At 62.0% G+C, this 11,977-nt stretch carries 10 protein-coding genes; all 10 read right to left on the bottom strand.

Features of this window, described 5'->3' with window-relative positions:
• The gene (locus INT12_RS13960; protein ID WP_193040161.1) at positions 1 to 1,518 is read right to left on the bottom strand and encodes an acyl-CoA dehydrogenase family protein; all 1,518 of its coding nucleotides are present in this window, start codon (positions 1,516 to 1,518) and stop codon (positions 1 to 3) included.
• A 233-nt stretch (positions 1,519 to 1,751) separates the two neighbouring features.
• On the bottom strand, positions 1,752 to 2,462 hold the full coding sequence (locus tag INT12_RS13955) for an HPP family protein (RefSeq protein ID WP_017846254.1): 711 nt from the start codon (positions 2,460 to 2,462) through the stop codon (positions 1,752 to 1,754).
• A 188-nt stretch (positions 2,463 to 2,650) separates the two neighbouring features.
• Entirely contained in the window at positions 2,651 to 4,261 is a 1,611-nt protein-coding gene (locus INT12_RS13950) for an ArnT family glycosyltransferase (protein WP_193040171.1), read from the bottom strand.
• Between the two features lie 15 nt (positions 4,262 to 4,276).
• Complete coding sequence (locus INT12_RS13945; protein ID WP_017846252.1) at positions 4,277 to 5,656, bottom strand: UDP-glucose dehydrogenase family protein; 1,380 nt, start codon at positions 5,654 to 5,656, stop codon at positions 4,277 to 4,279.
• Positions 5,653 to 6,066 carry a 4-amino-4-deoxy-L-arabinose-phosphoundecaprenol flippase subunit ArnF gene (gene arnF / locus INT12_RS13940; RefSeq protein WP_017846251.1) on the bottom strand — a complete coding sequence of 138 codons (414 nt, stop codon included), beginning with the start codon at positions 6,064 to 6,066 and terminating at the stop codon, positions 5,653 to 5,655. Before arnF ends, INT12_RS13945 begins: the two co-directional genes overlap by 4 nt.
• Complete coding sequence (gene arnE, locus INT12_RS13935; protein ID WP_193040163.1) at positions 6,063 to 6,410, bottom strand: 4-amino-4-deoxy-L-arabinose-phosphoundecaprenol flippase subunit ArnE; 348 nt, start codon at positions 6,408 to 6,410, stop codon at positions 6,063 to 6,065. Before arnE ends, arnF begins: the two co-directional genes overlap by 4 nt.
• Positions 6,407 to 8,062: a lipid IV(A) 4-amino-4-deoxy-L-arabinosyltransferase gene (arnT, locus tag INT12_RS13930; RefSeq protein ID WP_193040164.1), complete on the bottom strand. Its 1,656-nt coding sequence runs from the start codon at positions 8,060 to 8,062 to the stop codon at positions 6,407 to 6,409. The genes arnE and arnT overlap by 4 nt, the downstream gene beginning before the upstream one ends.
• The gene (arnD, locus tag INT12_RS13925) at positions 8,059 to 8,943 is read right to left on the bottom strand and encodes a 4-deoxy-4-formamido-L-arabinose-phosphoundecaprenol deformylase (protein ID WP_017846248.1); all 885 of its coding nucleotides are present in this window, start codon (positions 8,941 to 8,943) and stop codon (positions 8,059 to 8,061) included. Before arnD ends, arnT begins: the two co-directional genes overlap by 4 nt.
• Positions 8,943 to 10,934 (bottom strand): bifunctional UDP-4-amino-4-deoxy-L-arabinose formyltransferase/UDP-glucuronic acid oxidase ArnA, encoded by a 1,992-nt coding sequence (arnA, locus tag INT12_RS13920; RefSeq protein ID WP_017846247.1) that lies wholly within the window; start codon positions 10,932 to 10,934, stop codon positions 8,943 to 8,945. Before arnA ends, arnD begins: the two co-directional genes overlap by 1 nt.
• Entirely contained in the window at positions 10,931 to 11,968 is a 1,038-nt protein-coding gene (gene arnC, locus INT12_RS13915) for an undecaprenyl-phosphate 4-deoxy-4-formamido-L-arabinose transferase (protein WP_032804319.1), read from the bottom strand. Before arnC ends, arnA begins: the two co-directional genes overlap by 4 nt.
• Positions 11,969 to 11,977: the final 9 nt, after the last annotated feature.

The following is an 11,977-nucleotide window of genomic DNA, read 5'->3' as shown; positions in this document are numbered from 1 at the left end:
TTATTGATCCTCATACAATGCGCGGGTGAACTGCTGGATGTAGTCGGCTTTCGCGATAGGCGCGTCGACCAGCTCGTCAGGCGGCTTCAGCCAGTCGCCGAGGCAGGCAATGCGCGCAATGCTGGCGCACGGTTCGTCATCGTGAGCGAGGCCCCAGCGGTGCAAATAGGCGACAAACACTGCGATCAAGTCGCGCAGCAGGCCCGGTTCGAGCGGCTGGCCTTCGAGCGCCTGAATGATCAGATCGAGGGCGCGGGCGTAAGTCAGTCCCACCGCTTGCGGGTGGGAAAAATCACCGGCGTCTCGGCACTGCCGGACAATGCTCCGCTCGATTGCCTGGCCCGGGTTACAGGGCGCAACCCGGTCAAATCGCGGACGGGACAGCGCATCCTTGATCACTTGGTAGGCCATCACGCTGTTGTCCCCGGCGAATGTCGGGCTGATCTCGAAGTCCATGCGCAGGGTGACGATCTGGTTGTAGTGGTGAAACCCTTGTGAACCACACAACTCACGGCACTGGGCGATCACTTCCAGGCCCATCCAGGTGCCGATGCATTTGCTTAATGCCGCGAGAATGTGCAGGTCTTTGCGCCGTTCGGTCTGCGGCCATTGCGCTTCGAAGCGTTCGAGGATGGCTTGCTCAAGATACTTGAGGGCCAATGCCTTGAGCTGGACGTTGTACAAGCGCTGGCGAAACAGCGGGTTGCCCAGTAGCGGGCCGGCCTGTGTCAGGCGGTGGCGGGCGAATTGATAGGCCAGGTGCGCGCTCAATCCCGCGCCAAGGCGCGAGGCGGCCATCAACAGCAGGCGCTCCTGGAGGAATGTCTCCAGTGCATTGATAAAGCGTTCGTTTTTGGGCAGGTCGCTGACGAACTGGCCGTTGCGGGTAAACCTGGCGTGGCGTTGCAACAAGGCGTCGGTGTCCAGCTGCATCTGGCAAAAGCGCAAACCGCCGACCTGATTGGCGTGAATGCCGCCCTTGGGGTCGCAAGCCATGACCTTGACACCCGGGCGCAACGGGCCGTTCTCCGTGTCGCGAATCACCACGCGAAACCAGTGGTGCCCCTGGTCTTCGCCATTGACCTGCAATCGCGCGAGTACCATCGCCACCTGGGCGGCATACAAACTGTTGCCGATCCAGTATTTACAGGCGCCGGCGCACGGTGAGTCGAGCACCAGGCAGTGCCGGGCAGGATCGTAGGTAACGGTCGTCTTGAGGTTACGCACGTCGGTGCCGCTGGCGATTTCAGTGCAGCCAAAGGCATACACAGCGCGCATCTGAATGACTTCATCGCGGTAGCGCGCCACTTGCTCCGGGCTGCCCTGGGTCAGTAAGGCGTTGGCGGCGATCATATGGTCGACCAGCGAGGAATACAGTGCGTAATCGTAGGCGCCGATCACGCCGATTTGTTCGCACAGCGCCCTGAAATGTGATTCGTCCGGTTGGCCGAGCCACATGTCATTGTTGATCACCCCGGCATTGAAAATGGCGTGCATACGCCTGATGGTCAGGTCCATGTAGGCCCTGAGGGGGAGGTGGTGACGTTCTCGAGCAGCAAATAACGGGGTGCGAAGCAGGTGTTGCAGACATTCGTTCATGCCGTAACCCTCAGCCAGACTCTGCGTGTCTTCGCTACTGGGTTACGGCGTTCCAGACCTCAAGTGAACCACTGACATAGTTAGAACTTTAGCCGCCGTGTACTGCGTCGCAACTCTGTGGACACGCCACTCGTCGTGCGCCATACATGGGCTCAATTGACACGGCTTGCCAGCACCTCACCGATACTGCGGCGGCGCGCGTGGGTTTCTGCGGCGTGGATCAACTGTTCCAGTTCATTGGGTTCCACATCGTAGAACTGTTCCATCTCGGCCAATGCCAGCTTCAGGTCGGCGGCGGTAATCGCCGGGTCGCGCGCGGCCCTGGCATCCTTAAAGATCGCTGTCGGCGACTCGCTTGCACCTTTGGGATAGCGCGTGCGGGTGGCATTGTTGTAGGCCAGTGCGCAGGTCAATAGCGCTCCGGCGCCGAGCATCACCACCGGCAGTTCCTGCCAGCCGAGCGCCGCCGAGGCCGGATCGGCCAGTACCAGCGTCATCGCCAGGCCTCCCGCGGGTGGGTGCAGGCAGCGCAGCCAGCAGATCAGGATCACGGTCATGCCTGCTGCCAGGCAGGCGCTGCCCAAGGTGCGCCCCAGGACCCGCGCGACCAACAGCGCGACCACGGCCGCACACAGGTAGCTGCCGATGATCGACCACGGCTGGGCCAGGGCGCCGGATGAAACGGCAAACAGCAGCACGGCCGACGCGCCCAGCGGGCCAAGCAGGTGCAGGGCGACCTCCATGCCAAACACTTGGGCGCAGACCCATACGCTGAGCAGAGTGCCCAAGGCCATGCCGATCGCGGCACGGCTCCATTCGGCAGGGCGGGTATTGATGGCGGCGGGTAACCAGCGAGCGAGCATCGACAACTTCCATAAACAGCGGGCAAAAAAAAGGCTTGTCTGGTTTCCCGGAAAAGCCCTTGAAAGTTCCTGCATTTGGGGGAGGAACCTGCATAGTGTGCCGAGCGCGATGCAAGGTCGCCAATGCATATTAATGCAGGTTAAATACAAAAATAATGGACTCAACTGGCCGGCTGCCGCCGGCACGGTCAAGGTTGGAGGGATTTGTCCAAGCGCAGCAGCACGTAGGGATTCTTGTCGAACGTGCCGGTGAGCGTCGGTGTGATCGAGCGCAATCGCGGGTCTTGCAACGCTTCGAAGTCGTCCTGGCTCATGACCAGCCACGCCGGGCCTTGCAACGTCGCCAGGTCGGCGGGCTGCTGTGTGAACAACGGCACTCGGTCGCAATCGAGGTTGACGATGAACTTGATGGCTTTGGCATCTTTGCCCAGCGCATGCAGCACGACGGGCGCCGGTTGCTGGTTGACCTGGGCCTGGACTTGCAGGCTGAAGGTACGCGTGTCATAGAGGCTACGCTCCAGTGGCTCGACCACCCAAATATAGGTGGTCCATACCGCCAGCACGGCGGTCAGCGCCGGCGCGAGCATGCGCAGGCGTGCCTGGAACACTGCCACCAACGCCAGCACTTGAAGCACGCCAAGCACGCCCAACACCCAGCCGATGTGCGCCAACTGCTCCGGGTAACGCGGGCGCGCCATCCAGAGCCCGGCGATCAGCAACGCAGGCAACACGGTCCACAGGCTCAGCATCAAACCGCGCAGCCAGCCGAACAACCGGCCGTGGGCGACTTGAAACGGATACGCCGCAATAATGGCCGCCATCGGCAGCATCGGCAGCACGTAACGCGCTTTCTTCGCCTGGGGAACCGACAAGCCGAGCATCACCAGCAAGCCCGCCGCGGCGCAGTACAGCACCAACTGCAACGCCGGATCAGGTGCGCGTCGGCCGCCCAGCGCTATCGCCAGCAGCACCAGCAACGCCAGCGGGTAAGCCAGCGCGTAGTTGCCCAGGGAACTGCTGAAGTAATACAACGCACCGCTGGAGCCTTCACTGCCATCCATCCGCCCGAGGAACTGCATGCGGATCACGTCCTGCATGAACGCCTCGCCGCCACTGAGCTTCGCCAGCAGCAACAGCAGGCCGACGCAGGCCCCCAGCAGTGCCAGGGCCAACAGGCCGAAGCTGAACAGTTGGCGCCATTGACGGTTGATCAGGAAGTAGCTGCACAGCACGCCTGTGGGAATCACCAGGCCAATCGGCCCACGGATCGCAAAACCCACGATCAACAGCAGGTACAGCCAATGCAGGCGCTTGGCGGCACCGAAGTGATCATGTGCATAACCCAGGTAGAACACCGTCAGGGCCACGGCCGCGAGCATCTGGTCCAGCGACACAGCGCGGGTTTCGCTGATAAACGTGCTGCTGAGCAACAGCAGCGCAACACTCAGCAGGCCCCAACGCTGGGAGTAGGGCGCCGTCAGGCGATACACCAGCATGACGATCAGCGCCGAAGCGATGGACGTCGGCAACCAGGCCGTGAAGCTGTTGACCTGGCCCAGGGGCAAGGACAGCAGCCACGTCATCAGCGTCGAGGTCGCCAGGTAATCGGCATACGGTTGCCCGTAGGTCGTGGGGAAGAAGCTCGGCCCATGGCGCAGCATCTCCTGGGCGAATACCACGAAGCGCGAGTCAAACCCGATGATTGCCTGGTGCCAGTTACCGGCGATGAATAACAGCAACGTCAGCAGCGCCAACCCCAGCGACTGGCGCCGGATCGCTGCGTTCATCAGTTGGGGCATTTGATCGTTCACTTGTCAGGCTTCCCGTGCTTGCGGCACCCACTGTTGCTGGGGAATCGGCAACTGGCAGGAGTCGCCACGGCCCATCGGGAAGTACTGGAAGCCTTTGCGCGCCAGGCGCTCGCCGTCGTACAGGTTGCGCCCATCGAAGATCACCGGAGTGTTCAGGCGTTGGTGGATCAGGTCGAAGTCCGGTGCCTTGAACTGCTGCCATTCTGTGCAGATGATCAGCGCATCGGCGCCGCTCAGGGTGGATTCCGGAGTGCCCATCAGCATCAGCCGTGGGTCGTCGCCGTAGATCCGCAGGGTTTCCTGCATGGCTTCGGGGTCAAACGCGCGCACATTGGCGCCGGCTGCCCACAGTGCTTCCATCAACACGCGGCTCGGGGCATCGCGCATGTCGTCGGTGTTGGGCTTGAAGGCCAGGCCCCACAGGGCGAAGGTCTTGCCGCGCAGGTCGCCCTTGAAGAAGGCGTTGATGCGCTCAAACAGCTTGCTCTTCTGGCGCTGGTTGATCGCTTCGACGGCTTCGAGCAGGTCGCTCGAGCAATGGGCCTGCTTGGCGCTGTGGATCAGCGCGCGCATGTCCTTGGGGAAGCACGAGCCGCCGTAGCCGCAGCCTGGGTAGATGAAGTGATAGCCGATGCGCGAGTCGGCGCCGATGCCCAGGCGTATCGCTTCGATGTCCGCCCCCAGGTGTTCGGCCAGTTCGGCGATCTGGTTGATGAAGCTGATCTTGGTGGCCAGCATGCAGTTGGCGGCGTACTTGGTCAGTTCGGCGCTGCGCAGGTCCATGAAGATGATGCGATCGTGGTTGCGGTTGAAGGGTGCGTACAGGTCGCGCATGACTTCGCGCACTGCTTCACGCTCGCAGCCGATGATGATGCGGTCCGGGCGGCGGCAGTCGGCAACCGCCGAACCTTCCTTGAGAAATTCCGGGTTGGAGACGATATCGAACTCCAGGTGCCGGCCGGTCCCGTGCAGGGCCTTTTCGATATGGGCGCGCAAGGTGTCGCCGGTGCCGACGGGTACAGTGGATTTTTCCACCAGGATCACCGGCTCGATGCGATGGCGGGCAACTGCATCGCCAACCGACAGCACGTATTTCAAGTCCGCCGAACCGTCTTCATCCGACGGCGTACCCACCGCGATAAACAGCACTTCGCCATGTTCGACAGCGAGCTTTTCATCGAAGGTGAAGCTCAATCGTCCGCTTTCAAGGTTCTCCTTGACCATCGCCGCCAACCCTGGCTCGAAAATGCTCACATGGCCCTGCTGCAATTGCCTGACCTTGTGTTGATCAACGTCCATGCAGATGACATCGTGACCGACTTCGGCCAATACAGTGGCCTGTACCAGACCGACGTAACCACTACCAAATACACTGATTTTCATGGGGCATTCCTGGGGCTTGCTGTGCTAGCACGACGAGAGTTAATAACCAGTACACCGAGGATGACCAAGGCCACCCCCAGGGTTTTTGAAAGCGAAAAATGTTCGTTGAACACCGGCAGGCTGGCGGCCAACAGGTAGACCAGCGCGTAGCTGATGCTGAGCAGCGAATAGGCGCGGCCCAGGGGCAAATCCTTGAGCGCACAGAGCCAGCACAGCATCGACAGCGCATAAGCGAGGATTGCCAGGCTCACCACGCCGAGGGCGCCCAGGTCGATGGTGTTGCTGCTGAATGCGCCGAGCCATTCGTCCGGCAGGGGCAGGCGCGTCATGCTCCAGCGCATCCCCAACTGGGCGGCGCTGACCAGGCCGACACTGCCCAGGGCGAAGGCAAACCCGCGAGCCCGGCTCATACCTGGCGCCCCAGCAGCACGACGCCGGCAATCACCAGCGTCACGCCCAGCCAATGCCGGGTGTCGATGTGCTCCTTGAATACGAAGCGCGCCATTAACGTGACCAAGACGAAATTGAGGCTGAGCATCGGGTAGGCAATCCCGACTTCGAGGCGCTGCAGCACCAGCAGCCAGACCAACAGGCCAAAACCCAGGCACAACAGCGCGACCCACAACCAGGCTGAGCGCAGTTTCAGGGCCCAACCGTCAGGCTGGTCGCGCCAGCTTTCCACGGCGAACTTCTGAGCGACCTGGCCCATGCAAGTGAGCAGGCAGGCGGCCAATAACAGGAACAGGGTGATCATGGCGCAACCTGCGGGAAAATCAGGATCACGATATTGCCTTGCTCATAGCGCTTGCCATCCGGGGGCAGCAGGTTCACTTCGGCGATCTCCTCGTCACCCTTGACGCGCATCACCACACCTACGGAGCCTTGCCGGCGGGCCTCGTTCATCCATTGCTGGACCTGGGTCATGTCAACCTTGCGCTGCGCGGCGTCCGGGTAGGCGAGGCCGTATTTCACTTCGCCGATGGTGTTGTAGAGGGTGATGTCGGTGCGTTGCAGGCGCCAGGCCAAGGCCGATGCTGCGCCGAGGTCATTGCTGAGCAGGGCGGATGTCGGTTGCAGTTCCTGCAGGTGGTCGATGATGAATTGATCCGGCGTCTTGTTGTACACCACCGAATGGGGCAGTGCGGCCGGGGCCAATGCCAGCAGCAACCAACTGCCCAGCGCCGGTGCGGCCCACAGTTTCAATGGGCGTGCAACCTGCAGCAGGTTGGCGATGATCCAGCCGAACAGACCGGTGAATACCAGCACCAGGCTGAGGGTTTCCTGGCCGTGTTCGTACAGCGGTTTTTTCAGTTGGAACCACGTCAGTGCGAGCAAGGCCACGACACCGAGGATCAGGTTCAGCCAGCCGTTGATGCGCAAGGCACGGTCACGGGCCTGGGCCAGTTTGTCGGTGAGCGCGTTACCCATGAGCAACGCCAGCGGCAGCAGGCACGGCATGATGTAGGACGGCAGCTTGCCTTTGGCCAGGCTGAACAGTGCCAGCGGCATCAGCAGCCACAACAGCAGGAATGCGGTGCCGGGCGCGCGCTTCTGCTGCCAGGCCTGCTTGACGGTGGACGGCAACAGCGCCACCCACGGCAGGCTGAATGCGACCAGCAGCGGCAGGTAGTACCAGAATGGCTCGGCGTGCTGCGCGTCTGCGCCGGCAAAGCGTTGGATATGCTCATGCCAAAAGAAGAAGTTCCAGAAATCCGGCTCCTGGCTCTGCACCGCAAGCGCCCAGGGCAGGCTGATGACAATCGCCACGGCGACGGCGACCATGCCGTAACCGAGCAGCTCGCGCAAGCGCTTCTGCCAGATCGCGTAGGGCAGGGCGATCAGCACCGGCAGCAGCCAGGCGAGGAAGCCTTTGGTCATGAAACCCATGCCACAGGCAACCCCAAGCAGCGCCCAGGACCCGACGCGACCGTTGCGGGTGGTGCTGTCGAAGCAAAACCACAGCGCCACGCCGGTCAGGTTGACCCAGAAGGTGAACTGCGGGTCCAGGTTGGCATAACCGCCCAGCGCCACGACGCTGAAAAAGCTCATGTACAGCACTGTGCTGACCAGGCTCTTGTGCGGGTCATTCCACAACCGGCGCGACACCCAGTACACCAGCAGAATGCTGAGCCCGGTGCTCAAGGCCGACGCAAAGCGCACGCCGAACAGGTTTTGCCCGAAGATCGCCTGGCCCAGCGCGATCATCCAGTAACCGGCAGCCGGTTTTTCGAAATAACGAATGCCCATAAAGTGCGGCGACGCCCATTTGCCGGTCAGCAGCATTTCCTGGCTGATCTGTGCATAGCGGGTTTCATCCGGAATCCACAGGCCATGGGTGGCCAGGGGTAACAGATAAAATGCGCCGAATGCCAACAGCAGCAGGGGCAGCGCCCAACGGCGGATCATGCCTGCTGCACTCCGAGCCAACCCTCACGGCCGCTCAGGGCGCCGCGCACCAGTTGTTGCTGGGGCAGGGTGGAGACGTCCGCCGGGAGCAGATCGCCCAGCGGTTTGAAATGGATGCCGCGCTGCCCTGCCTGGGCGAGCAACTGGCGAAAATCGTTGGACATCAGAATCCCTTCTACTTCTGCGTGGATCGTGTAGACGTTCAGCTTCGACTCTGCGAAGCGGTCGAGAATGAACCCGTTGAAATCCTTGGCAGCCACCACCGGCCCGACGACTTCGTCGAAGGTTGGCAGGTCTACCGGAATCTGTGGGGTGCCCGCGCTGCCATCGGCCAGGGTCGGACGAAACAGGCTGGTGCCCCGGCAATCGCTGTTGTAGCGAAAGTTGAAGGCTTGCTTGGCTTGCACCACGCGTTCATCGGCGCGCCAACCGGCGGCCGCTGAACAGTCGATACGTTCACCGAGGATGTCGCTCAAGGTGTCCACACCGCGTCGGACCTGCTCGATCAACTGTGCGTCGCTCCAACGTCCGGCGTTGGCCTGCCAGCCATGGTGATCCCAGGCGTGCAGGCCGACTTCATGCCCGGCGGCCTTGGCCTGGCGCATCAAGTGCCCCAGGTCGCGGCCGATCGGCTTGCCCGGCCAGGCGGTGCCGGCGAGCAAGATATCCCAGCCATACAGGCCGGCGGCGTTGGAACGCAGCATCTTCCACAGAAATTGCGGGCGGATCAGGCGCCACAAGTGGCGCCCCATATTGTCCGGCCCGACACTGAAGAAGAACGTCGCTTTTACCCCGGCTTCATCCAGGGACTCGAGCAACCGTGGCACGCCTTCGCGGGTGCCGCGGTAGGTGTCGACATCAATGCGAAGACCTGCCTGCATCAGCGCTTGTCCGCGATTTCGAGCATGGCTTCACGCAGGAAGAAATCCAGGGTGTTGCCGATGGTTTCGCTCATCTCCACGGTTGGCTCCCAGTTCAGCAGGCGCTTGGCGTTTTCGATGCTTGGTTTGCGGTGGGCCACGTCCTGGTAACCGGTGCCGTAGAACGCCTTGCTTTCCACGTCGCGGAAACCGGCGAACGGCGGGAAGTTGCTGCGCAGCGGGTGAGCTTCGAACTGACGCAGCAGTTCTTCGCCCAACTGGCGGATGCTCGCTTCGTTTTCCGGGTTGCCGATGTTGATGATCTGGCCGTTGCACACATCGTTGTCGTTATCGATGATGCGCGCCAGGGCTTCGATGCCGTCGGCGATGTCGGTGAAGCAGCGTTTCTGCTCGCCACCGTCGAACAGGCGGATCGGCGTACCTTCCACCAGGTTCAGGATCAACTGGGTGATCGCGCGGGAGCTGCCGATACGTGCCGAGTCCAGGCGGTCGAGGCGCGGGCCCATCCAGTTGAATGGACGGAACAGGGTGAACTTCAGGCCCTTGGCGCCGTAGGCCCAGATCACACGGTCCAGCAGTTGCTTGGAGACCGAGTAGATCCAGCGTTGCTTGTTGACCGGGCCGACCACCAGGTTGGAGGTGTCTTCGTCGAAGTACTGGTCCTGGCACATGCCATAGACTTCAGAAGTCGACGGGAAGATCACGCGCTTGTTGTACTTGACGCAGTAGCGCACCAGCTTGAGGTTCTCTTCGAAGTCCAGCTCGAACACACGCAGCGGGTTGCGGGTGTATTCGATCGGGGTAGCGATGGCCACCAACGGCAGGACCACGTCGCACTTCTTGATGTGGTACTCGATCCACTCGGTGTGAATGCTGATATCGCCTTCCACGTAATGGAAGTTCGGGTGGCTGCGCAGGCGCTCGATGGCGTCGGAGCCGATGTCCAGGCCGTAGACTTCGTAACGGTCGTCACGCAGCAGGCGTTCGGACAGGTGGTTACCGATAAAGCCGTTCACGCCCAGGATCAGCACGCGGGTGCGACGTGGCTTGCGGCCGGACTCGGCGCCGCGCAGGACGGAACCGTCTACCAGGCCCAATTCGTTGGCCAGGGACGGGCCGGCCAGGTACAGACCGTTGTCGTTGCGCTGACCGAACTTGATCACCAGCGAGTCTTCACCGCACGCGATGCGCAGCGGGTTGACGCTGATCACGCGGCCAGGCGCCAGGCCTTCGTTGCCCTGGACCACTTCGGCTTGCCACACGATCAGCTTGTGCTCGCCCACGGCGCAGAAAGCGCCCGGGTACGGTTGCGTCACGGCGCGTACCAGGTTGAACAGTTCTTCAGCCGGTTTTTGCCATTCCAACTTGCCATCCGCTGGAGTGCGGCGGCCGAAATAAGTGGCCTTGCTTTCGTCCTGGGCGGTTTCCGCCAGTTTGCCCGCGGCCAGTTGCGGCAAGGCGTCGCGCAGCAGGCTGCTGGCGGCGTCACGCAGTTTGGCGTGCAGGGTCAGGCCGGTGTCGGAACGCTCGATCGCGACTTTCTGCTGGGCCAGGATCGCGCCGGCATCGGCACGCTTGACCATGCGGTGCAGGGTTACGCCGGTTTCGGTCTCGCCTTTGACCAGCACCCAGTTGGCGGGCGCGCGGCCACGGTATTTCGGCAGCAGCGAGCCGTGCAGGTTGAACGCGCCTTTGCGGGCGGTGGCCAGCAGGGGTTCGCTCAGCAGGTTGCGGTAGTAGAAGGAGAAGATGAAATCCGGGTTGAGCTTGGCGATGCGCTCGATCCACAGCGGGTGGTTGGCGTCTTCCGGTGCATGCACCGGGATGCCTTTGCGGGCGCACAGTTGCGCGACGGAACCGTAGAAATTGTTTTCCTTGGGGTCATCGGCATGGGTGAACACGGCAGCAATGTCGTAACCGGCAGTCAGCAGGGCTTCAATGCCAGCACAGCCAATATCGTGGTAAGCGAAGACAACGGCTTTTGAATTCATGACGAAACCTGATCGGAAGGGGAAGTAGTGGTGGTATGGGAGGACACCATGCCGTCAACGACGACCACGGGTGCCGGTGCTGCCGGTTGGTTGCGCAGCACTTTTTCAATAAAGAACCGGGGGCGGGCGCGCACATCGCTGTACATGCGGCCCAGGTATTCACCCAAGAGGCCCATGCCGATGAACTGGCCGCCGGTGAACACGAACAGCACCGCGAACAGCACGAACGTACCGCCGCCGGCCCATTGGGCGCCGAAGGCCAGGCGCAGGACGATCAGCGCAACGGCGAACAGCACGCCCAGGCCCGCCAGGCTGAAGCCGACGATGGACAGCAGGCGCAGCGGGGTGGTGGTCATGCAGGTCAGCAGGTCGAACATCAGGCTGATCAGGCGCATGGCGCTGTATTTGGATTCGCCGTGTTCGCGCTCAGCATGGTGTACGAGGATTTCAGTCGTGTGACGGGCAAAACCGTTGGCCAGGATCGGAATAAACGTGCTGCGTTCGCGGCAGGCGAGCATGGCGTCGACGATGGTGCGGCGGTACGCGCGCAGCATGCAGCCGTAGTCACTCATGGCAACGCCGGTCGAACGCTGCACGGCCAGGTTGATCAGGCGCGACGGCCAGCGGCGGAATGCCGAGTCCTGGCGGTTGTTGCGCACGGTGGCAACCACGTCGTAGCCCAGCGCGGCTTGTTCCACCAGGCGCGGGATTTCTTCCGGGGGGTTCTGCAGGTCGGCGTCGAGGGTAATCACCACATCGCCCCGGCACTGCTCGAAACCGGCCATGATCGCCGCATGCTGGCCATAGTTGCGATTGAGGATCACCGCGACCACATTGCTGCCGTCTTCGGCGGCGGCGTCTTCGAGCAATTGGGCGGATTTGTCGCGGCTACCGTCATCCACCAGGATGATTTCGTATTCGTAGGCCAGTTGCTTGCAGGCTGCCGTCGTGCGACGCAGCAATTCAGGCAGGCTCTCTTGTTCGTTGTAGACCGGGATGACGATCGACACACAATGAATAGGGTAGGGTTTCAAAGATTCATG

This window comes from Pseudomonas sp. K8 (genome assembly GCF_014889455.1).
In the GTDB taxonomy this organism is placed as follows: Bacteria; Pseudomonadota; Gammaproteobacteria; order Pseudomonadales; family Pseudomonadaceae; genus Aquipseudomonas; species Aquipseudomonas veronii.
This window is presented reverse-complemented; position numbering and strand designations above follow the sequence as displayed.

Bases quoted from the DNA above. Each gene is read 5' to 3' on its own strand.
- INT12_RS13960 (WP_193040161.1), bottom strand. From the start codon at position 1,518: ATGGACCTGACCATCAGGCGTATGCACGCCATTTTCAATGCCGGGGTG.
- INT12_RS13955 (WP_017846254.1), bottom strand. From the start codon at position 2,462: ATGCTCGCTCGCTGGTTACCCGCCGCCATCAATACCCGCCCTGCCGAA.
- INT12_RS13950 (WP_193040171.1), bottom strand. From the start codon at position 4,261: ATGCCCCAACTGATGAACGCAGCGATCCGGCGCCAGTCGCTGGGGTTG.
- INT12_RS13945 (WP_017846252.1), bottom strand. From the start codon at position 5,656: ATGAAAATCAGTGTATTTGGTAGTGGTTACGTCGGTCTGGTACAGGCC.
- arnF (WP_017846251.1), bottom strand. From the start codon at position 6,066: ATGAGCCGGGCTCGCGGGTTTGCCTTCGCCCTGGGCAGTGTCGGCCTG.
- arnE (WP_193040163.1), bottom strand. From the start codon at position 6,410: ATGATCACCCTGTTCCTGTTATTGGCCGCCTGCCTGCTCACTTGCATG.
- arnT (WP_193040164.1), bottom strand. From the start codon at position 8,062: ATGATCCGCCGTTGGGCGCTGCCCCTGCTGCTGTTGGCATTCGGCGCA.
- arnD (WP_017846248.1), bottom strand. From the start codon at position 8,943: ATGCAGGCAGGTCTTCGCATTGATGTCGACACCTACCGCGGCACCCGC.
- arnA (WP_017846247.1), bottom strand. From the start codon at position 10,934: ATGAATTCAAAAGCCGTTGTCTTCGCTTACCACGATATTGGCTGTGCT.